Source organism: Dyadobacter sp. HNCC25DJ185 (genome assembly GCF_056895195.1).
The window spans coordinates 143,526-164,959 of record NZ_JBXHAR010000001.1 but is presented as its reverse complement, the minus strand read 5'-3'; the positions used below and the strand labels follow the sequence as shown (position 1 = coordinate 164,959).

Below are 21,434 nucleotides of genomic sequence, written 5' to 3'. Positions count from 1 at the left end.
TAAGGCTATTTTTGAATGTAATGTCGCATCCCCGACTAATCTGTAAGCCGCCGGGAATATCAGACTTTACCGTGTGCACAGGGATTTGACGAGAGACTCAAAAAGAATGCAGGAATTTTAATCCTGCACTCTTTTTGAGCGTCCTGAAATGGGTCGCGCATGCATGGCCCAAAGAGAGTAATATATTATTGAATCGTTACCGAGAAATCAGGACCGGTGATATTGAAATCTCCACGGTAATTTTGCGACCTGATACGGAATCTGCAAGTGCCCAACGGAACATCCCGTAAGCTATAGGTAGTCAGGGCTTCATGATACTCCTGACTTTGAAGGACCGTGCCTCCCCAGGGGTTTGTCCTTTCAACAAAGAAACGGTACATGGCAACCGGGTTATAAGAAATCGTCACGCTCACATCCCTTGTGGTTGGCGTCTTATAGTATTGGGTAACATTGGTTATGGTGTAATTAAAGTATCCGTCAGGGTATAAAAAAGTTGCCGATTTTGTGTCATTACCGGAGAAACCAACGGATTCGGTTGAGGTAAATCCAGGCCTCATGATGGATGGCGCATCATTTTGCGGTGTTCCGATCAGTTGATTTGCCCCAAATACGGCATTGCCACAATTATAATTTGACGGCGAATCGGTTGGTTCAAATGTCGGGGCATTGTCATGCCTGAAACCAAGGACATGCCCTAGCTCATGGCGCATGAAAGTTTCGCGGTTCGCCTGGTTATCCGAACCATCATTCGTGTTGATAGCGACCCATCTGCCTGGCTGGTCGTTCCCTGGAAATTCGGAAATGGCCACGACATTGGATTGCATATTCGGAGCACACGACGGAAGACCGGGAGCAGTGTTTGCATAGAACACCAGATCGGCCAGGGCCGCACTGTTTACTTCATTAAAGCTGACGCGACAGTTGGGGATATCTTCCCAGTTTTGCGTGGCCGTTCGGATGGCAGCCTCCCAATCTCCGTCAATAGGACCGACACTAGCATCGATGAAAAAGGATATTTCATATACATTGGCAGTGCTAACAACCCCTCCGGTGTTAACAACATACTGGGAGGTTCTTTGATTTTGCAGTTCCTGACCACCATCCATCGACCTTTTAATTTCGTCAAGCCGCATGATCATATCGCCCTCTATGACCACGTGGTCCGAATAGAATACTGCTCCATTTACATCATAGCCCTGGCAATCCAGAAAGTCAGAAATCTCGCGATCATGAGAATTCAAAGCAGCATTTTTCGAAACTGGCTCTTGATCCTGGGTCGTACATTGGAAGGTAATCAGGGCCAGAAGGAAGATTCCGTACGTAGTTTTTTTTCGCATCAGAAGTTAGGTTTAGAGTAAATGAATAATTGCTGGTTGACAGAACGCGCGCCGTCAGAAGCGCGAATCATTACTTATGCTGTAAGTTTTTCTGGATAAATTGATCTTAAAAGCGTCCCATGACAGCGTACGTTCATCCTGTTTGTAGAATTATTTATTGTTTAAATACGTAGTAATTCTATAAATTAAAATAGCACAATGCAAATATTTTTTTACGTTTTTATTATACGGTATGAATAGGGACCGCGAAAGTGGAAAACATACATGATAATATTGAGCAGCAGTGCATTGCAACGAGTCAGATATCGGGGGTATTGAGATGGTTTAAATGCAACACTGGTAGCGGTCATTCGGTACGCAATGATTTGACCGGATTCGCCTTCGCTGCCCTCATTGCCTGGAAACCTACGGTAAGCAACGCCAATCCGATGGCCGCCGCTCCTGCTGCGATAAACATCCAGAAGCTAAGTGCTGTCCGGTAAGCGAAACCTTGCAACCATTTATCCATCAGGTACCAGGCCAGCGGTGCGGCGATCAGCAGAGAGAGGACGATCAGCAGCACGATCTCCTTGCAGAGCATGACCATGATACCCGGCACGGTAGCGCCGAACACCTTTCGGATGCCAATTTCCCTGGCTCTTCTTTCCGTAGAAAAAATGGCCAGGCCGAGCAGGCCCAGGCAGGAAATAAAAACGGTGACCCCCATGGCCAGATTGGTCAGCCGCTCGGTCCGAAGATCGTCCGCATACATATCGGCGATGCTGTCTTCCAGGAAAGAAAAGGCAAACGGTTTCTCGGGAAAGACGGCCTTCCAGTCTTCTTCTATTTTGCCGATGAGCGTCTTCAGCCTGTCGGCGGTCATGGTCTTTGCCGCAATTTTGACGGCAATGAGGGTCTCCTTTGCGGGATCGTGCCTGATGACGACCGGCCAGCTCGCCTGATGAAAAGAGTTCTCGTAAAAATCGGCCACCACTCCCGCTATGGGGTAGGCTTCGACAGGACTGACGACCATCTCCCGGCCAACAACCTTGTTCACATCCGCAAAACCCAATGCATGCGCACAAGCTTCACTGATCAGCAGCTCCCTGCCACTGTCGCCGGGAAAGAAATTTCGCCCCGCGATCACCTTTATCCCATAAAAACGGGTGTAATCCTGATCGCCGAAATGAAAGGATATGTCGATGGGCTTCTCACTGCTGTTCTTCAGACTGCCGCCGCCGAATCCACTATGCATCTGGTCCATAGGCGACTTCCACTCTCTGATCACCTGCTCCACTCCGGCCAGTTGCCGGATTTTGTCCACCAGCACCGCTATCTTGCCCGTCTCTATTTGAGCGGGCTGCCGATTTTTGTTCCCATCCGACAAGACCATTGAATTACTCAGACTATGCGCACTCCGACCACCGAGCGTAATAACGGCATCCGTCCTGAAACCCAGATACGTATGAAGCACGTACCTCAACTGCGAGCCAATGACGAAGGAGGCTATGATAAACACCAGCGATATGGAAAACTGGAACACGATAAGTCCTCTGCGCAGCACTCCTGTTTCGCCGCCCGGCGCCGCATTGATCCCTTTCAGCGTCACGATGGGCTGGTAACTCCCCAGCACCTTCGCTGGGTAAAACCCCGCGAGAAGCGTAGTCGCGGCAATAACCAGCAACAAAAATAAAAGCGTGTCGCCATTCAGACGAAAATGAACTCCTTTTGGTATCAAATCGGAGAACATGCCGACCACCGGCGTAACCATCAGCGCGGCAAGCACCACCGCCACTGCCGTCACGAGCAAGGTCTCGGTAAAAAACTGCACCGCAATACCCGACCTGCTGCCTCCCAGCACCTTTCGGACACCGATTTCTCTCGCTCTCTGCATGGATTGCGCAGTCGACAAATTGACAAAATTGACTATGGCAAGAATCAGGATAAAGCCTGCCACAGCCATGAGCGTGTACAACACCGGCAGGCTGGCTTTTCTGCCGGCACCGCCATATTCCCGATCAAAGTGGCTTCCCGATAGCGGTTTCAGACGCGCCGAGAACGCCGGTTTCTGCCCGTAGTGCCTTTTGGCAAAGTCGATAAACTGCGCGTCTACCTGTGAAGGCGTCACCCCGTCAGCCAGTTTGACCACGACCTGACTGGAACGATTCAGATCCTCCCAGCGGTCCAGCATGATCTCATTTTTCAGAAAACTGGCAGGTATCGTGGCATAAGAAATCCATTGACTGAAATTAAAATCGCTGTTGCCTGTCCAATCGGCGACGATCCCTGTTACCCTCACGATCAGCGAATCCTGGTAATAAATAGTCCGGCCGATGATCCTGTCCGGGTCGAGATTGCCGAAGTATTTCCTGGCCCTTCCCGCGGTAAGCACAACTGAGTTGGGTATGTTGAGGGAAGTCGCAGCGCTTCCGCTTAACCATTGGTAGCGAAATATATCGAAGTACTGCGGCTCCACGATAGCAATGCTGCCGTCGTCGCCGAAGCGCGTCGGATTGCCAATTTGGTCGCCCGGTATGGTCACGCTGGCACCATAGGTATGATAGGCGGCCACTGTCTGCAAGCCAGTCAGTTCGCGGCGCATGGCCGCCGGCACAGGACCAGGCACACAATTCCAGTGACCGCCACGCAAAACGGCGTCCACACAAAAAATGCGGTCCCGCTCAGGATGAAAGTTATCGAAACTGAATTCGTAGCTGACGATCAAATAAATGACCAGACAGGTACAGATTCCCAGCGCCAGGCCCAGGACATTGACGAGGCTGTAAATTTTGTTGCGGACAAGACTGCGCCATGCGACGATCCAATAGTTTTTAAGCATAAAATGTCGTAAATCGTTTCATCATTTCACTGATTTTCAAGGCAATTGTAGGCGGTCATTTCCTGCTCCCCCAATTTTTGTGATGAACGACCCGGATTTCTTATCCGGAAAATACGCCTGCTGACCGATCACAAAAATCGCCTGTTCATCACAACCTTAAGTTTGGATCGGCCACGGTTATTATTTTTACTGGCATGCAACGTATTAAAACCCGCTACTTTATCGAGTTCTTCGCACATGGCCTGTTTTGGCTTGTGATGTACTACGCATTACAGGGATTCTTCGAGTCTTCTTTCGAGCTGACAGACCGCTCTCCTGCCGGCGATAGATGGGTGACGTCCGGGCTTGCCAGGTTTCCTTACGCGGGCGTGGTGCTTGTCTTTCTGATGCTGCTGTTTTACAGCTGTGTTTTTTGGTTGTTCAAAAGGCTCATCCGGTACCAAAGCCATTTTACGCGGGCCGCGGTGCTGGCCGGGTGGCTGCTACTGATCTACAGCTCCAATTACCTGCTGGTCCGCAGACTGATCAGCTTGCGTTCAGGGCTTTTCGCTATCGTGCCAGACAAGCCCGCTCTGCCGGAGCTCCACCCCTCGCCGGACCTGGCGGCTTTTTTTTCAGAGAATCACTCGCAGGTGCAGATCGTCATGGCGCTCAGCTTCCTGGCGGTGCTCGGTGCCGCCGCGGCGTATTTTTTCATAAAAGAATGGGTACGGAACGAGCTGATCAGAAGCAGGATCGAAGCACTTCAGGTCAGCACCGAACTTCGGTTCCTGCGCGCCCAGGTCAACCCGCATTTCCTGTTTAACACACTCAACAATCTCTATTCGATGGCCTTGAAAGAGGGGAAAGGCGACCTCGCCGACAGGATCGCCAAATTATCGAACATGATGCGCTATATGCTCTATGAAAGTGATACCGACCGTGTTTCCTTGCAGAAAGAGGTGGACTGCCTGGAAGACTACCTCGCGCTTCACCTGATGCGTTTTGCCCGCGACGAGGTAGATGTGCGTTTCCGGTACCCGGGAACGGCTGCCGTCGCAGCTGTACAGGTCGCACCCATGCTGTTCATACCCTTTCTTGAGAATGCCTTTAAGCACGGTGTGGTGATCGGTCAGCGCTCGCATATCGATCTGGCGATCTCCCTCGGCCCGCAAAAGCTGGTCTTTACCTGCGCAAATACGGATCATCGTGACGTAAAAAAGCTGGAAGAGGAAAAGGGCGGCATTGGGCTGGAAAATGTGAAGCGCCGCCTCGAACTGATCTATCCCGGCAGGCATCAATTGCGCGCCGGGCTGCAGAACAACAACTATATGATCAACCTGCAAATTGACATTTCATGATCAATTGTATCGCCATTGACGACGAGCCGATGGCTTTGGAAGTGATCGAGCATCATTGCGCTCGTACCGACCTCGTGGACCTGAAAGCCACTTTTCGTGAACCGTTAAAAGCCATCGCCTATCTGAACCGCGAAAAGGTCGACCTGATCTTCCTGGATATCAATATGCCCGAAATCAGCGGAATGCAACTGGTGCAGTCGCTGTCACCCAGGCCAATGATCGTCTTTACAACCGCCTACAGTCATTACGCGGCGGAAAGCTACAACCTCAATGCGGTGGATTACCTGCTGAAACCCGTTATTTTCGAGCGTTTCCTCACGGCCATAGATAAAGCAGCAAAAGCGGCTTTCCTCCAGAACAGCATTCAAGCGAATGAGGCTACCATTAACCTGAAAAGCGGGCCGCAAACGTACCCGGTGAAGCCCGGCGACATCCTTTATCTGGAAAAGGACGGCAATTATTTGACCGTCCATCTGAAGAACAAACGAATCCTAATCCGCGAAAATATGAGTGGCGTATTCGACCTGGTTCCCGCTTCGGATTTCATCCGGGTGCACAAGTCTTATGTGGTGGCTATTACGCATGTTACCCTGATCGAGGCCCATCAGCTAACGGTTGGTGGCGAAATCATACCTATCGGGAACAGCTATCGGTCATCGGTGAGAGCGAGGTTTGGACTAACATGAGTCGGAAGCAGGCTTGCCCCAAATCCGATTAACCAGCGATGGAGAAGTTTTGCGGTATGGGAAGTCCTGTCAAGGATTATATCGTGAATCAAGTAAAAATAAATCCAGACTTTTCATATTTTCAAAATCCAGCGATATGATATTACGGATCGCTTCTGCTTTATCCTGTGCCTGTTCATAATAGGCCTTGCAAATGGCATAGCCCACATAATATCCTAAGTCTGCATCGTCGCTTTCTTTGAAGGAACTGTTGTAAAGCCAGTCGGAAAACTTTTTATCATGCATTACGGGCTTGAATTTACTCCATAACGCTTGTTCGCGCCGTCGCCCCGAAACCATGTAAGGGCGATCGATGGGGGTATTGGTAAGCAGCTCGGCGATAAAATCACAACTGCCCTCCGCCAGGCAAAAACCCAGTAAATTAGAATTCCGCCTATTTTCCAGATCCCCGCCCCTTTGCTGCGTATGGGTTAACTCATGGGCAACAATTGCAAAAACACCTTGATTGGTATGCATGAACCTTTGCACCATGGGGTTTAAGCCGGAAGCTTTCACAGAACTGTCCGCGGATGCAATTTCCGCGCCTATCAGAATCTGGCTTTGCGTAGTAGTGCCGCCCGTTTCGATAAAGCCCATGACAAAATAAATTTCAGGCGGGACAAAGTCGCTGTACAACTTCTTGTAAGCGCTGTACAAATCTTCGATCAACGGAAGTTGCTCCCGGATCGCTTCTGTCTTGGGACGCACTGTTTCCCAAAAGTCTTTATACTTCGCAATACTTTCGCGAAATCGCGCGGAGGTCCAGCCGCGGAGGCTAATAAAAGCTTTTAAACCAGGGCTAGCTTTATCGAGATAGGCATTTTGAATAATCAGTTCCTGTTTTTGTTCATCTTTTTCCGCCTTGACCATGTCATAGGCATGCCAGAAATTCTGAATGTCACCAGTATGTATGGGCACGGATTGGCCGATACAACAATTGTTCAGCACAAAAAAAGAAAGCAGGATGAGAATTTGCCGCATTTGAATAAGTCCGATTTGTAGCTTACCCATGATGCGTATTCCAGCTCTAACGTTGCATGGTATCGGATCACACCGCCCTACAATTTAGTCAATTCCCTTCCGCAAGAAGTCAGCAGAACTGCACCGGATATTCATGCCGACCGTATACCCTACTCAATCTCCCAAGGATGACTTCCCCACTTCTGTTTGTGACTTTGCTTTGAAAGACCGTGCGGGGTCGGGCAAGCAAGTAGTGGAAGCACCGGACGAAAGGAAGGCACGGCGGAGAACGCCTCTCAGCATGCTGCCTGCCGTGGTGGCGTCATTGATACAAAAAAGTCCGATAGCCAGTTGTCGCCGGAGCCGCCTGTCTGTCGCCCTTGCTGCCATGCACATGGAAAATCAAAAATAACCAATCGGGAAAGTGTCGTCCACCCGGGAACAGCGACCGCGCCTTTTGAACAAAGTACATTGCGCCTTTTAAACAAAACCGGTTCGTTGTTCCGGAGCGAATTTTGGCCCATCAAATCAAAAGAAGATGAACATCAATTCAAACAACGAAAAATTAGTGCTGGTTACCGGCGGCTCCGGCTTCATCGCCGTGCATTGCATCATTCAGTTATTAAATGCGGGCTACCGGGTAAGGGCTACTCTGCGCTCCCCGGACCGCGAAGCCGGGGTACGATCCATGCTGAAAGAAGGCGGCATCAAAGCTGCTGACGGGATTACGTTTGTACAAGCTGACCTGTCCTCGGATCAGAATTGGCCTGAAGTGATGAGCGGCTGCACCTACGTCATGCACGTGGCTTCGCCTACGCCGAAATTGGATTTCAAACACGAGGATGAGATGATCGTGCCGGCGCGGGAAGGCGTGCTGCGGGTGTTGCGTGCCGCCAGGGACGCCGGTGTCAAACGCGTGGTGCTAACCTCGGCTATCGGCGCGATAGTTTACGGCCATCCCAACCAAAAGGCCCCCTTTGACGAAACGACATGGACCGATACGGCGAATGCCCCGGCCTACCAAAAATCAAAAACCCTGGCAGAAAAAGCGGCCTGGGCGTTTATCAGTGAAGAAGGGAACGGACTGGAACTTGCCGCCATCAACCCGGTAACCGTGACGGGCCCCGCATTGGGGCCAGACTATTCCCATTCGCTGTACCTGATCAAAAACCTGCTCAACGGCAAGATGCCGGGCTGCCCCAGGATAAACTCGGGTTTTGTAGATGTGCGTGATGTAGCCGACCTGCACCTCCGGGCAATGGAAGATCCGGCTGCGAATGGCGAACGTTTTATCGCCACTGCGGGCGAGAGCATCTGGCTGGTAGCCGTGGCGAGAATCTTGAAAGAGAACCTGGGCACTGCTGCCGATCAGGTAAAGGCCAGGGAGTTGCCCAATATCCTGCTGCGCATTGCGGCACTGAAAGACCCGATGGTGAGGTCGATGGTGCCGCTGCTGGGCAGGGTGATGAACGTGACCAGCGCCAAGGCGATCAGCCTTTTAGGCTGGTCGCCCCGCTCTGCCGAAGAAGCGATCGTTGCCTCGGCTGAAAGTCTGATCGGCTTGCAACTGCTTGATTGATCACATTAATTTGTACCATGGAAGTAGCCGAAGTATTTATTGCCTGCAAGAAAGAAGCCCATTACAGCCGGGAACTGGTACTGCCGCAGCCAGCCCTTGTGCATGTCGTTTCCGGCGAAATGCGGGTGGTCACCGCGCAACACAGCTACCATTTCTTTGCAGGAGATACCATACTGCTGCCGCGCAACCAGCTGGGCAGGATGAGCAAGCTCCCTTTGAACGGTCAGCCCTGCATCGCGGTATCCGTGCTGTTCCGCAGGGAAAGGCTGCAGCACTTTTATACAGCCAACGTAGACCGATTCAAGGCGCAACATGGCCACGGGCTTAAAAAATTCGGGTCGCATCCCTTGTTGAAAAGCCTCTTCGCCTCATTGCAGCCCTATTTTGAGTTGGCAGACGCCCTGCCCGAGGACATTGCCGCCTTCAAGATCGAAGAAGCTGTCCGTATCCTTCGTGCGATCGACCCCGATGTGGATGGGCTGCTCGGGCATTTCGATGAACCCGGCAAACTGGACCTGGCGGATTTCATGGAGCAGAACTATATGTTCAACCTGCCGCTGGAAAAATTCGGGTACCTGACCGGCCGGAGCCTGACCACTTTCAAAAAGGATTTCAAGCGGGTTTTTCAGGACACGCCTGGCAGGTGGTTGACGCAGAAACGGCTGGAGCTTGCCCATTACCAGATCTTCGAGCAGAAACGAAAACCTTCCGATGTTTATCTGGACACCGGTTTCGAGGATCTTTCCCATTTTTCCTTCGCCTTCAAAAAGTATTTCGGCTACAATCCAAGCAAAAGGTAAAAGGCCATCCGAACCGTTACTGACTTGCGTCTGCCGATCTCGCGGTTCGCCGGAGCCGCCGGGCGCTCAGCAGGATGATCCCGCTAAGCGCCCGGCTGATGATGTTCCGTATGTTACCGTGCATGATCATACGTCTAAGAGGTCAGACTGACCTGGTATGACCTCCATCGACACGCAGTAGCGCACCGGTAACATAGTCGGCTAAGGGACTAGCAAGGAATGCCACTGCAGCGGCAACTTCCTCTGGTCTCCCAAAACGGCCTACATCATTCTGTACAAATTGTTCGACTGCATTGTGTTCGATAGCGGCCCAATCGTCACCCCAGCCGAACTGCGCGGACATCCCCAGCAGCATCCGGCGCGTGTTTTCCACCAGCATAGGTCCGGGTGCGACCGTATTGGATGTAATGCTTGTACCCTTGAGTTCCCGTGCAAGCGAAACCGTCAAATTATGGCGCGCAGCTGTGGCTGCCAAATAATCCGGCTGTAGCGCAAATGGCTCGATCCCGCCCGAAGAGCCGATCTGGATCATTCGTCCCCAGCCGAGCGTTTTCATGGCCGGGAGTAAACGGTGGATCATCCGCACGTAAGCCAGCACATTCACGTTGTAGCTATCCCGCCACTCGCCCACACTTACCTGCAGCCAGGGCTTTGGCTGGTAGGCACCGGCGTTATTAACCAATATAGCTACCGGACCGCCTGCCAAAGCACCTTCTGCTACTGCGTCAGCCCCTTCGTCAGTAGACAAGTCGCCCAATACATAAATAGCTTTCCCTCCTGCCTGGTTGATACTTTCTGCAACCGTGGCAGTACGTTCCTCATTGCGTCCGTGCACGATTACCTCAGCACCTTCGGACGCCAGTAAGCGCACAGTTGCCTCACCCAAACCAGCGCTGGACCCGGTAACCAAGGCCCTTTTCCCTTTCAGTTGTAAATCCATTGTTTTCTTTTATTACTTTTGTTAATTAACTTACTTTTAGTAAGTCAAAACTAGGCGACCAGCGATCGAAAAACAAGAAGGAACCTAAAAGTCAGACACTTACGCGCAGGTAACAAATGTTGAAAATCAGCTTGATATGAAAAAAGAAATTGTAAGAAAATGCGAAAATAACCGCGACAACTGCCCGGTAAAAGATGTGTTAAACCGGGTGGGCGACAAGTGGTCGATGCTAACGGTCATTATGCTGTCCGATCATGGCACGCTGCGCTTTAATGAACTGCACCAGCTGATTGACGGCATTTCCCAAAAGATGCTGACGGTAACCCTCAAAACGCTGGAAGCTGACGGATTGCTGACGCGGAAAATGTACCCCCAGATCCCGCCTAAAGTAGAGTATGCACTGACACCTCTCGGTGAAAGCCTGGTAGTACCATTGATGCACCTGTACGACTGGGCGAATGCCCATATGCCGGAGATCAAAGCCTCTCGGGAAAAGTTCGAAAAGGCGGTTGCTTGACGACATACTTTTTAGAAACCTCCCGGGATTCAACGCACCGGCAAACATTGCCCATTACCACGAGGGATGAGTTGTCTTTTGTCCATTTCTGTAATCAGTTTCCCGTGTTTTGAGCTGGATCGCTGTCCCCGGCAATCGGCCTTGTATTGTCCCAGGTAGGCCGGTCCACACACATCCTGAGGAAGTATGCATCTGCACGGGCTGTAGTGCGGAGCACGCCGGGTTTGAAAGAAATATTAGGATAAGACGGGTGCGCGCTGTCAGAATTTTTGACTTAATTTGAAGAAACCCACTTTAAAATGAACCCAATCGAAACCGACCGATCGCTTTGGGAATCCTTTCAACTGGACGATGAAACGGCCTACGAAAAGATTTATTCGCTGCATATTAAAGCCATGTATCGCTATGGAATGAGCTTAGTGCCTGTGTCGGAGGCATTTGTACTCGATTGTATCCACGATGTCTTCGCCGAAATATGGGCAAGAAGGAACAAGCTTGCGGTTCCCGACAATGTCAGATATTACCTTCTTAAATCACTAAAAAACAGGATCATCCACGCATTGAGCCGGAACGAACACCCGCACCAGCCGCTGGATCAGGCCGATTTTGAGAATTTCTGGATGGAACCTTCGGCCGAAGAAATTTTAACCCAGAAGGAAGAAGCCACAGGACAGCGCGACCTCATGCAAAGGCTGATCAGCCAGCTGCCGCACCGGCAGCAGGAAGCTCTGAGGCTGCGATTTACCGAAGATCTGGATTACCAGGAAATAGGCGAAGTGATGCGCGTGAATCGTCAGTCGGCCCAGAACCTGGTGTTCCGGGCCATGGAAAAGTTAAGGTCCTGGATGGTTTTTTAAATTTTTTTTAAAATACCTTGGGGTAAGGTGAGTATGCCGGGCGCCCTTTTGTAATCTACTGAAAACATAGCGTTTATTCAGTGGAAAATAATTATCGGCACTATACGGTAACGGACTTCGCGAGCGACGGGGCATTTCTCCGGCACTATCTGGGCCCGACACCCGAATCGGAGCAGCAGTGGGCACAATGGCTTGCAGAAAACCCCCAGCAACTTGAGAACTGGGAAAATGCAAGACTACTTGTGGCGGCTGTCATGGAAGGGCTTACCGCCTATTCTCGAAACTTCCTGACGGAAGAGGCCGAGGCAGCTCTGCTGGAGAGGATCAGGCTAACCAATCACTTCCAGCCCGAAATCGTAAAACTTCATCCTTTCAGAAGCCGATATTTTGCAACCACCCTCGCGGCAGCTGCCATCAGCATCATGCTGGTTGCTTTCGTTTATCTATGGAAAAACGGTCAGGGGGGGTACTCTGCCTACGATCAGCAAACCAGCAAGTCGCAAGTGCCGTTCACCGAGCAAACCAACAGATCGTCCGCAGATCAGGCCTACTATCTTCCCGACAGCTCGCAAATCCTGCTTTCTCCGGGTAGCCGTATCAGCTATCCGGCCGACTTTGGGAAAAGCGACCGTACCGTATTCCTCTCCGGCAAGGCATTTTTTGACGTGGTAAAAGATCCTTCGCGTCCGTTCCTGGTATACGCCAACGAGATTGTGACCCGTGTCTTGGGAACACGCTTCGAAATAAAGGCTTTCGAAAAGGATGCGGATGTGATCGTGAAGGTGACCAGCGGGAAAGTGACGGTCTACCGTAACAGACAGAAAACCAGCGACACGGCTGTGCATACCGAAAGTGGCGGCGTACTGCTCCTGCCCAACCAGCAGGTCGTGTTCAGCCGGTCGGAAAAGCAGTTCAGCAAGGAACTTGTAGAAAAGCCAGCCGTTCTGACGCAACCGAAAGGGAACCACTTATTTGTGTATGAAGAAACACCCGTGGCCAAGGTTTTTGAAGAAATGTCCGCTGCGTACGGCGTCGAGATCGTATTCAACGAGCAGGCCCTGGCGCACTGCCAGCTCAGCGCTTCCCTTACCGAAGAATCCCTCATCGAAAAGATGGACATCATATGCAAGTCGATCAATGCGACCTACGACATTGTGGAGGCAAAAATCATCGTCGATTCGCAGGGATGCACGACACCTTAACCCTTTAAATATTCCTAAACCCTTACCCTATGGTTACATAACTACATTCCCCCGCCAGTTTTAAATGAAAAGCCAACGATGGAGCAAGCATCGTTGGCCGGTTTCAGTCCTCTCTGACAGCTTCCTACGGCTGAGAGGAATCGTTTTGCCCAATTATTCCTAAACGTTCAAAACAATCAAATTTATGAAACAAGCGAGAACTTTACTATTGCGATGTATGAAGATTTCGTTGGTACAAGCCTGCATTTGCTGCATTTTTGCAGGCATTTCCTGGGCCAATGACCTCTCGGCACAAGAGCTGCTCAGCCGCCGGGTGAGCATCGAGGCCGTGGATAAAAAGGTGAAATCTGTGCTGAAAGACATGGAGAAGGCTGCGGACGTGCGCTTTTCGTATAGTCCGCAGGTGATCCAGTCTGGACGCACCGTCTCCCTCTCCGTCAGCAACGTACCACTCGGCGAAGCGCTGGACCGCCTGCTCAGGCCTCTTCAGATCTCCTATGAGCCAGCCGGGCGGCAGATCATCCTGAAAAAAGCCGAACGCCCAGATCAGGGCGCGGTCATCCGGGAGGCGCTCCCGGTGAAAGCCCTGGTCCTGCAAGAGGTGCGGGGTAAGATCACCGACGAGCAGGCGCAGGCCCTGCCCGGGGTTAGCGTGGTGCTCAAAGGAACAACCCAGGGTACCACCACCGACAGTTATGGAAATTTCAGCCTGTCGTTTGAGGCGAAGGATGCCGTACTGATCTTTTCTTTTGTGGGTTACGTGTCGCAGGAGGTGATCGTTGGCGCTCAGACGCAGATCGACATTGCCCTGGCCCCCGACGCCCATTCCCTGAAAGAGCTCGTAGTGGTGGGTTATGGCACACAGACCAAAGCCAGCCTCACGGGCGCGGTGTCTACGGTGCAGGGTGAGGCAATTTCCGAAATCCCCTCTTCCGCCTTGTCCAACTCGCTGGCGGGACGTATCCCGGGCGCGACGATCGTCAACAACTCCGGTTTTGTAGGGGCGCCGTCTTCCATCCAGATCCGTGGGCTGGGGACGTTCAATGGTACCGAACCATTGTTCGTCATCGACGGTATCATCCAGCCGAAAGCGCAGTTCGACGTCCTCGACCCAAACGAGGTTGAAAGCGTAAGTGTTCTGAAAGACGCGGCGACCGCTTCCATTTATGGGGCGAGGGGTGCCAACGGGGTGGTACTGATCAAAACCAAATCAGGAAAGGCACATAAGCCGGTTTTCAGTTACTCCAATTCTTTTTCTACCCAAAGAACGACACGGCCGGTGCAAAGCTACACAGCCACCCAGGAATTGGAGTACATCAACGACCAGGCCGAGACATTCAACAATCCCAAGCCGGTCACGCCCGAGATCTTTGATTATTTCAAGGACAAGAGCTACAATATCATGGATTATATCTGGCAGAACCCCGGTTCGCAGCAACACGATTTCAGCGTGAACGGAGGCGGGGATGCGATCACCTATTACATGCTGGCAGGCTATAATAAAGCAACTGGTTCCTTCAAAAACACCGATTTCGGCAGGTACAACTTTCGGTCTAATGTAAGCGCGAAAATAAACGACTACATGAACCTGAGCATGAATATCAGCGGCAACCAGCGCCAGTCGAACCGCTTTTACTGGCCTTACGACGATGCGGAATCCTATACCGTTGCTGATTTTTACCGTGCCACATTCAATTGGACCCGTCTGTATCCTTTTTTCGTAGACGCCGCCGGCAATCCGACCACAGATACCCGGAACGGCCTGCCCGTCACCAACGGCGGCTGGAACCCGGTGGAGCTGGTAGAGAATGGCGGTTACCGCAGGCTCACTTACCGGACGCTGAACGCCATCGGGAAATTCGATCTCAAAATTCCGTTTGTAGAGGGCCTGAGCACCAGTTTTCAATACAACTATAATGCGGGCGACCGGAATTCGAAAGACCTTATCCTTTTCAACAAAAGCTATAAGTTCCAACCAGCCTCTACCACCAACAAATACCTTCCCGGGCCGGTAGACCCCAGCCAGGTGAACGTGCATAACCTGTCCAGCTCCTACGAAAAGATTGCCGAATCCGCGACCTTCGAGCATTCGTACCAACTCGACTGGTTTATCAACTACGACCATTTTTTCGGGAAACACCATTTTACAGGGCTGGCAGTATATGAGCAGCAGCGTTCTCAGGGCAATGTATTATCAGGCTCCGCACAGGATTTGCTGACCACTTCGGTAGACCAGATTTTCAATGCCTCGACCGACCCTACCAAGCGAAGCTTTGACGGAAAAGAATACCAGGCGTCGCGCGCTTCTTATGTCGGAAGGCTCCATTACGAGTACAGCGACAAGTATATCGCCGAGTTTTCATTCCGCTACGACGGCTCGTATATATTTCCTGAGGACAAGCGCTGGGGATTTTTTCCTTCCGGTTCGCTGGGGTGGGTCATGTCCAACGAGCGATTCTTTAATATACCCGCCATATCGTTCCTGAAAGTGAGAGGGTCGATGGGCTTGCTGGGGAATGATAACGTAAATCCTTACCAGTTTCAGAACAATTATACTTCCGGCAATTCTTATGTGATCGGAAACACCGTCTATAATGGGATCACCGCCGGCACACCTCCCAATCCAAACATTACCTGGGAAAAATCGGCCACCTACAACGGAGGTCTCGACTTCGCCCTCTTCAACGGAAAGATCAGCGGGGAATTCGACTATTTCTACCGCCACACGTATGACATCCTGAGGAGCCGCGAGCGGGCGGTCCCGGGTACCTATGGTGCGGAGCTGAGCAGCGAGAACTATGCGAAGATCGATGTAAGAGGTTTTGAGGCTTCATTGAACTACAACAATCGCGTGGGCGATTTCAAATACTCGGTGGGAGCGAATATGGGGTTTGCCAAAGACAAGATCGTCTACCAGGACGAAGCCGCGGGCCTTGCGCCGTGGCGCAGCACCATCGGTCAGCCACAGAACCGGCTGTTCGGCTACCAGTCGCTCGGTATCATCCGCGACCAGGCGACGCTCGACGCGCTCCCCGACAATTTTACGCAATTCGGTCGCGCACCAATGCTGGGAACGATCTTGTACAAGGACATTCGCGGCACCGACTGGAACAGCAATACCCCCGACGGCAAGATCACAGAATACGACCAGGTTTACCTTTCCGACAATGCGATACCCCGCATCAATTATGGGATTACCCTCACCGGCGAATGGAAGGGCATTTCACTCAGCGCCCTTTTTCAGGGTGTGGGCGCCTACGACCGCATGATCAGCACCATCAACGGCGGAGGCGTGTTCCAGACAGGCGACCGCCCCTACTTCGAACTCTGGACCAATCACTGGACGCCATCCAATCCCAACGCCCCCTATCCGAGGGCAGGCCAGTGGTCCGAGGAATTTGGGCCGGCCGCTTCCAGTTTCTGGGTGAAAAACGGGGCCTATATGCGCCTCCGTAATCTCAACCTCGGCTACTCATTGCCCAAAAGCTGGCTGACACCGCTCAAAATCCAGTCCTGCAAATTGTATGTCAACGGCGCCAACCTGTTTGTGCTTTCCCCGATCAAGGTCATGGACCCCGAGCAGCAGACACTGGATTCGTATCCGGTAATGAAGACGTTTTCCGCAGGCTTAAACATTACTTTCTAACCAGCCCTTATGAAAAAGTTCCTATACGCGACTTACCTTACCCTCGGCCTGACGCTCATTTCGCAAGGCTGTAAAAATGATTCGCTGCTCAACATGGAGAATCCCGCGGCTTACAACCCGGAAGACGTCTGGTACGATTCCAAGCTCGCGAATGCATATCTGATCGATACTTACGCTTCCCTGCCCGCCTGGCCGCTCAATCAGGGAGACTGGGCCGACGAAAGCCTTGGGCTCATCACCCAGGATTATGTGACGACTTCCAACGAAAATTTTAAGTACTGGCCCTATACCGTAGTGAGGAAGCTCAATATCCTGCTCAACGAAATCGACGGCGGGAGTCTTTCCGAATCCGAAAAAGCGGCGATCAAAGGACAGGCTTATTTCCTTCGCGCCTTTCATTATTTCAAGGCGGTGGTTTACCACGGCGGAGTGCCTATCATTACCAGGGCCCAATTGCTCACCGACACGCTGAATGTAGCGCGCAGCTCCACTTCCGAATGTTTCGATTTTATCATCAGCGACCTGGACAACGCCATAGCCTCCCTGCCCGACCATTATACAGGTGCCGACTACGGGCGACTGGACAAGGCAGCTGCACTGGCGTTCAAAGGAAGGGTACTGCTGTATAAAGCCAGTCCGCAATTCAATCCCACCGACCCTTACAACAATGCATACTGGCAGCAGGCTTACGACGCCAATAAGCTCGCCAAGACGACACTCGAAAGTCTTGGTTTCGGCCTGTTCGAGGATTATGGAAACCTTTGGTTCAGCGAGGGCAACAAGGAAAATGTCATGACCATCATTTTTCAGAACCCCGGTAAAGTCAACGGGCGGAGCGAGAGCTGTGTACGTCCATTGTCCCAGTCCAAAAACTGCACGGGCGGCGACAATCCGATCTGGGAACTGGTACAAGCGTATCCCATGAAAGACGGAAAGCCCGCTGGAAAATCGAGATACGCCTACGATCTGCAAACATTCTGGGAAAACCGCGACCCCCGTTTCGACGCGACGATCGCTTATAACGGCTCGATCTTTCCGCTGGGCGTAAGCGCCGACCACCGCCAGTATACCGACCTCAAAGTGGGCGCGATCGACGACGGTTTCGGCGTAGGACAGACCTTCACAAGATCGGGTTTTTACACCAGAAAAGGCGTCGACAACTCGCTGTCACAGGCCCAGGTCGATCTTAATGCGGTAGATTGGGTGGAAATCCGTTTCTCGGAAGTATTGCTCAATTTCGCCGAAGCCGCCAATGAAACCGGCCATCCTGATGAAGCTCTTGCGGTGTTGAAACAGATCCGCCAGCGTGCCAAAATCGAAGCAGGAACCGACGGGATGTATGGACTCGACACAGGCATGACCAGGGATCAGCTCCGTGATGCCATTTATAACGAAAGATATCTTGAATTTACATTTGAAGGAAAGCGGTTCTGGGACTTGAGACGCGCACGGAGACTGGGCCAGATCAACGGAAAGGCCAAACATGGCCTTCTCGCTCAACTGAAGCCGGGCCTCGACCCAACAGACCACACCAGGACTTTCCTGCCGTCGGACTTCACTTACACCGTAAGCGAGCTGATCATTAACGGGCCCAAAAATATGGTCACACCCGACAGCTACTATTTTTTCCCGATTTCACAGGGAGAGATAGAAAAGAACCCAAGCCTGCAACAGAATAAGGACTGGGGCGGCACCTTCGACCCGACTTTGCATTGATATTTGAATATTCCTAAACCCTTTATAATCTATAATGAAACGCTTTCTTTTCAGCAATGTGGCCCACCGACCAGTTTTCAAAATCTGGTCGGTGGCTGCCATGCTGTCGCTTTCGGTCCGCCTGGCAGCCCAAACCACGCTGACTACCACCTACATCGAATTTAGAATTGAGAAAAGCGGGACTGTCGCCAGCATAAAAGACAAAAGAACCGGTAAGGAGTACGTCCCGGCCGGACAGGCCGGCCCCTTGCTTTCGTTGTATAAAAACGGCGACTACATGAAGCCTGTGTCTATGGCTTTCGACAGCAAAAAGAAAACAGCCGCATTACGGTTCGAAGGTGGCCAGGTAGCTACATTGAAACTGGAAACCAAAGGCCCGTACCTGCGATTTGAGCTGGTCTCTCTCTCCCCCCGTAACGGTGTGGAAGCTGCGGTCTGGGGGCCGTACCCGGTTGCGATCGGCAAGCTGATCGGCGAAACGGTAGGTATCGTACGCGACGATCAATTTGCGATAGGTATTCAAAGTCTTAAGATCAATACCATTGAAGGGATCCCCGACGACGGCGATAACGCGGGAGGCGGCTCGTTCTTTGATCCCTTGCCCGGGCAGAAGCTCCCGGATGACCTGAAAGATATGGCTGGAAAGCCGGTGACAACGGATGTCAATAAGGATGGCGACATGCCCGACTATGTCAGACTCTATCGTGGCACTGCCGCAGTGAAGAAAGACTACGGCAGCGAGCTGCGTTTTTATGCGCGCGACCGCCGCATACCCAGGACGGTCCGGTCGGGCGGAATATTGCAGGAAATAAAGCCTTTGGACTCCGACTTATCCGGCTCGGCGATCGCAGTCTTCGGCTGTCCCGAGCCCGAAACACTTAACCTGATCGAAAAGATCGAATTAGGAGAGGGATTGCCGCATCCCATGCTCGACGGTGTATGGGTAAAAAAATCGCCCCGAACAGCCGACCCCTACATGTTGTATGAGGGCAAGAACGCAGAACAAAGCCTCGAATACGCCAAACAGCTGAATTTTAAGCTCGTACACATGGGGGATGTTTTCAAAAGCTGGGGCCATTTCGGGCTCGATACGGATCGCTTTCACGGTGCCGGAGCCATCAAAGCCTTTACCGACAAAGCCAGGAAGGATGGCATCTCCATCGGGATCCACACGCTCACAACTTTTACAGGCACCAATGATTCGTATGTAACACCGGTTCCGAGCGATAGCCTGCAAAAAGCGGGTAGTACCGTATTGGCTGCAGACGTGAGCGAAAATGACGATGTGATCGTGATCAAAGACGCCGCTTTTTTTCAAAACCCTGCGTCTACCCGCACCATTAAGATCGGAAAGGAGCTCATCGCTTACAAAAGTGTCTCAGGAACAGGCCCCTGGCAACTGACTGGCTGCGTAAGGGGGCAGTTTAAGACACAAATAGCAGCGCACAAGGCCGGCGAGGTGGTGGACAAGCTGATGAACAACGGATACGGCGGCTTCCTGCCGGATATCTACCTGCAAGACCAATACGCGAAACGCCTGGCGCAGGTCAGCAATGAAACCGGCATCGACCTGATGGATTTCGACGGTTTCGAGGCGCTGGACGCGACAGGCCACGGCACATTTGCGGAAAACAAGTTTATCGACCTTTGGTATAAAAACCTCGACCGTTACCGCATGACCTGCGGTTCCAACACGTCCCATTACTATTGGCATGTGTATACATTTATGAACTGGGGAGAACCCTGGTACAGCGCGTTGCGAAAAAGTCAGGTTAACTATCGCATTGAAAACCAGCGATATTTCGAAAGAAACCTGATGCCAGGTATGCTCGGCTGGTTCAAGCTGGAAGAAACCTACCGCCCGGAAGAAATAGAGTGGATCCAGGCCCGGAGCACCGGCTTTGATGCCGGATACTTATTGCGGGTAGACGAATCGATAGAAAGCAACGGGTATAAAGACGCATTGTTCGAGGCAATCAGGGAGTGGCAGAAAGCGCGCAAGGCAGGCGTTTTCAGCAAGGAGCAGAAAGAGCGCATGAAAAGTCCGCTCAATGAATTCCATCTCCAGAAAACCTCCGATAAAACCTGGGACCTGATACCGTTGACGTTGTCGGGCACATTTGAACACAAATACCGGCAAGTGCAGACGGGCGAGCCGATCATCAGCCGCTTCACTTTCAAAAACGACTACGCGGCCCAACCTGCACGTTTTTACATGACCGCTGAGGCCGTAGAAGGCAATACAACCGCGGAAGCATCGCAAATTTCCATAGAAATCAACCAGGAGACGGTCGAGCTCACGGAGCCGCTGAAAGCGGGAAGCAAAGTGGTGTGCGACGGAACGAAGATCTTACTTTGCGACCGTAACTGGAAGACGATCAAGGAGCTGGGTGGCGTAAAATTGCCGATATGGCGCCAGGGGGCAAATGAAATCAGTGTTAAAAGCAATTTTTCCGATAGCCAATCGCCGGTTTTGAAATTTGAGTTTAAATCCATGGGCCATGCGGAGGTATTAAAAATGGCAGGGCTTTGATCCTGGTTCGAAACATTGTAGCATATGCCTTACTCAAACCGGTATGAATATTTACGGAAATGTTGCCGAGGTTATCCCATTGCAGAAGAGAACACGCATGGCATCGATGCCGCCAGCCACATTGCCGACTCCATGCCCGGTAAAGTAGGGCACCGGGGAATACGCCAGGAAGAAATAATGGCGGAATACGGGTCGGTCCTGCAAATGGACAGAAGGAAGGCACGCGTTCCGATTGGAGAATCAGCTATATCACGGTATTACTTTAATTTAAAACCCACGATGGGTTTTATGTCGGGTCACTGGCTTCAAGGTTTCGGTAAGCCAGTGATTTCCCTTCTGTAATTATCAGTCTGTAATTTTTGCTGCCGGTGAAATCCGGGATAAGGAAAAATTAATTTCTCCTTCATACATGCCTTATCTGGCAGCGATAGTTTTGATCCATTCAAACACGGATCAAACTATTA

General features: G+C 51.6%; 16 protein-coding genes. 12 read left to right on the top strand and 4 right to left on the bottom strand.

Annotated features, from left to right (window positions below; translation table 11 throughout):
• Positions 1-185 precede the first annotated feature (185 nt).
• Positions 186-1,337, bottom strand: coding sequence for a M57 family metalloprotease (locus AC1XUF_RS00790; protein WP_483339652.1), 1,152 nt, complete (start codon positions 1,335-1,337; stop codon positions 186-188).
• Positions 1,338-1,683: 346 nt separating this feature from the next.
• The gene (locus AC1XUF_RS00785) at positions 1,684-4,155 is read right to left on the bottom strand and encodes an ABC transporter permease (RefSeq protein WP_483339651.1); all 2,472 of its coding nucleotides are present in this window, start codon (positions 4,153-4,155) and stop codon (positions 1,684-1,686) included.
• 194 nt (positions 4,156-4,349) lie between these two features.
• Between AC1XUF_RS00785 and AC1XUF_RS00780 the strand changes: the two genes are divergently transcribed.
• Positions 4,350-5,495 (top strand): sensor histidine kinase, encoded by a 1,146-nt coding sequence (locus tag AC1XUF_RS00780; protein WP_483339650.1) that lies wholly within the window; start codon positions 4,350-4,352, stop codon positions 5,493-5,495.
• Positions 5,492-6,181 carry a LytR/AlgR family response regulator transcription factor gene (locus tag AC1XUF_RS00775; RefSeq protein WP_483339649.1) on the top strand — a complete coding sequence of 230 codons (690 nt, stop codon included), beginning with the start codon at positions 5,492-5,494 and terminating at the stop codon, positions 6,179-6,181. The genes AC1XUF_RS00780 and AC1XUF_RS00775 overlap by 4 nt, the downstream gene beginning before the upstream one ends.
• Positions 6,182-6,250: 69 nt before the next feature.
• Here AC1XUF_RS00775 and AC1XUF_RS00770 read toward each other — a convergent pair whose 3' ends face one another.
• Complete coding sequence (locus AC1XUF_RS00770) at positions 6,251-7,201, bottom strand: DUF2268 domain-containing putative Zn-dependent protease (protein WP_483339648.1); 951 nt, start codon at positions 7,199-7,201, stop codon at positions 6,251-6,253.
• A gap of 133 nt (positions 7,202-7,334) precedes the next feature.
• Between AC1XUF_RS00770 and AC1XUF_RS00765 the strand changes: the two genes are divergently transcribed.
• The 3 genes from AC1XUF_RS00765 (at position 7,335) to AC1XUF_RS00755 (ending at position 9,559) form a co-directional block, all read left to right on the top strand.
• Positions 7,335-7,592 carry a hypothetical protein gene (locus AC1XUF_RS00765; protein WP_483339647.1) on the top strand — a complete coding sequence of 86 codons (258 nt, stop codon included), beginning with the start codon at positions 7,335-7,337 and terminating at the stop codon, positions 7,590-7,592.
• Positions 7,593-7,718: 126 nt separating this feature from the next.
• Positions 7,719-8,759 carry an SDR family oxidoreductase gene (locus AC1XUF_RS00760; protein WP_483339645.1) on the top strand — a complete coding sequence of 347 codons (1,041 nt, stop codon included), beginning with the start codon at positions 7,719-7,721 and terminating at the stop codon, positions 8,757-8,759.
• Positions 8,760-8,776: 17 nt separating this feature from the next.
• A complete protein-coding gene (locus AC1XUF_RS00755) occupies positions 8,777-9,559 on the top strand; it encodes a helix-turn-helix domain-containing protein (RefSeq protein WP_483339644.1) in 783 nt (260 codons plus the stop codon).
• Positions 9,560-9,701: 142 nt separating this feature from the next.
• Here AC1XUF_RS00755 and AC1XUF_RS00750 read toward each other — a convergent pair whose 3' ends face one another.
• Positions 9,702-10,499: an SDR family NAD(P)-dependent oxidoreductase gene (locus tag AC1XUF_RS00750; protein ID WP_483339643.1), complete on the bottom strand. Its 798-nt coding sequence runs from the start codon at positions 10,497-10,499 to the stop codon at positions 9,702-9,704.
• 136 nt (positions 10,500-10,635) lie between these two features.
• Between AC1XUF_RS00750 and AC1XUF_RS00745 the strand changes: the two genes are divergently transcribed.
• The 7 genes from AC1XUF_RS00745 to AC1XUF_RS00715 all read left to right on the top strand — a co-directional run bounded on the left by AC1XUF_RS00745 (position 10,636) and on the right by AC1XUF_RS00715 (position 21,312).
• Positions 10,636-11,016, top strand: coding sequence for a winged helix-turn-helix transcriptional regulator (locus tag AC1XUF_RS00745; RefSeq protein ID WP_483339642.1), 381 nt, complete (start codon positions 10,636-10,638; stop codon positions 11,014-11,016).
• 299 nt (positions 11,017-11,315) lie between these two features.
• On the top strand, positions 11,316-11,873 hold the full coding sequence (locus AC1XUF_RS00740) for an RNA polymerase sigma factor (protein ID WP_483339641.1): 558 nt from the start codon (positions 11,316-11,318) through the stop codon (positions 11,871-11,873).
• Positions 11,874-11,953: 80 nt separating this feature from the next.
• Positions 11,954-13,075, top strand: coding sequence for a FecR family protein (locus tag AC1XUF_RS00735; protein ID WP_483339640.1), 1,122 nt, complete (start codon positions 11,954-11,956; stop codon positions 13,073-13,075).
• A gap of 184 nt (positions 13,076-13,259) precedes the next feature.
• Complete coding sequence (locus AC1XUF_RS00730) at positions 13,260-16,721, top strand: TonB-dependent receptor (protein ID WP_483339639.1); 3,462 nt, start codon at positions 13,260-13,262, stop codon at positions 16,719-16,721.
• A gap of 9 nt (positions 16,722-16,730) precedes the next feature.
• Positions 16,731-18,437 carry a RagB/SusD family nutrient uptake outer membrane protein gene (locus tag AC1XUF_RS00725; RefSeq protein WP_483339637.1) on the top strand — a complete coding sequence of 569 codons (1,707 nt, stop codon included), beginning with the start codon at positions 16,731-16,733 and terminating at the stop codon, positions 18,435-18,437.
• 34 nt (positions 18,438-18,471) lie between these two features.
• The gene (locus tag AC1XUF_RS00720; protein ID WP_483339636.1) at positions 18,472-20,970 is read left to right on the top strand and encodes a hypothetical protein; all 2,499 of its coding nucleotides are present in this window, start codon (positions 18,472-18,474) and stop codon (positions 20,968-20,970) included.
• A gap of 24 nt (positions 20,971-20,994) precedes the next feature.
• Complete coding sequence (locus AC1XUF_RS00715; RefSeq protein ID WP_483339635.1) at positions 20,995-21,312, top strand: hypothetical protein; 318 nt, start codon at positions 20,995-20,997, stop codon at positions 21,310-21,312.
• The last annotated feature ends 122 nt before the right edge of the window (positions 21,313-21,434 follow it).

Excerpts from the sequence above, each read along its gene's own strand:
- AC1XUF_RS00790 (WP_483339652.1), bottom strand. The coding sequence starts at position 1,337 with ATGCGAAAAAAAACTACGTACGGAATCTTCCTTCTGGCCCTGATTACC.
- AC1XUF_RS00785 (WP_483339651.1), bottom strand. The coding sequence starts at position 4,155 with ATGCTTAAAAACTATTGGATCGTCGCATGGCGCAGTCTTGTCCGCAAC.
- AC1XUF_RS00780 (WP_483339650.1), top strand. The coding sequence starts at position 4,350 with ATGCAACGTATTAAAACCCGCTACTTTATCGAGTTCTTCGCACATGGC.
- AC1XUF_RS00775 (WP_483339649.1), top strand. The coding sequence starts at position 5,492 with ATGATCAATTGTATCGCCATTGACGACGAGCCGATGGCTTTGGAAGTG.
- AC1XUF_RS00770 (WP_483339648.1), bottom strand. The coding sequence starts at position 7,201 with ATGCGGCAAATTCTCATCCTGCTTTCTTTTTTTGTGCTGAACAATTGT.
- AC1XUF_RS00765 (WP_483339647.1), top strand. The coding sequence starts at position 7,335 with ATGCCGACCGTATACCCTACTCAATCTCCCAAGGATGACTTCCCCACT.
- AC1XUF_RS00760 (WP_483339645.1), top strand. The coding sequence starts at position 7,719 with ATGAACATCAATTCAAACAACGAAAAATTAGTGCTGGTTACCGGCGGC.
- AC1XUF_RS00755 (WP_483339644.1), top strand. The coding sequence starts at position 8,777 with ATGGAAGTAGCCGAAGTATTTATTGCCTGCAAGAAAGAAGCCCATTAC.
- AC1XUF_RS00750 (WP_483339643.1), bottom strand. The coding sequence starts at position 10,499 with ATGGATTTACAACTGAAAGGGAAAAGGGCCTTGGTTACCGGGTCCAGC.
- AC1XUF_RS00745 (WP_483339642.1), top strand. The coding sequence starts at position 10,636 with ATGAAAAAAGAAATTGTAAGAAAATGCGAAAATAACCGCGACAACTGC.
- AC1XUF_RS00740 (WP_483339641.1), top strand. The coding sequence starts at position 11,316 with ATGAACCCAATCGAAACCGACCGATCGCTTTGGGAATCCTTTCAACTG.
- AC1XUF_RS00730 (WP_483339639.1), top strand. The coding sequence starts at position 13,260 with ATGAAACAAGCGAGAACTTTACTATTGCGATGTATGAAGATTTCGTTG.
- AC1XUF_RS00725 (WP_483339637.1), top strand. The coding sequence starts at position 16,731 with ATGAAAAAGTTCCTATACGCGACTTACCTTACCCTCGGCCTGACGCTC.
- AC1XUF_RS00720 (WP_483339636.1), top strand. The coding sequence starts at position 18,472 with ATGAAACGCTTTCTTTTCAGCAATGTGGCCCACCGACCAGTTTTCAAA.
- AC1XUF_RS00715 (WP_483339635.1), top strand. The coding sequence starts at position 20,995 with ATGCCTTACTCAAACCGGTATGAATATTTACGGAAATGTTGCCGAGGT.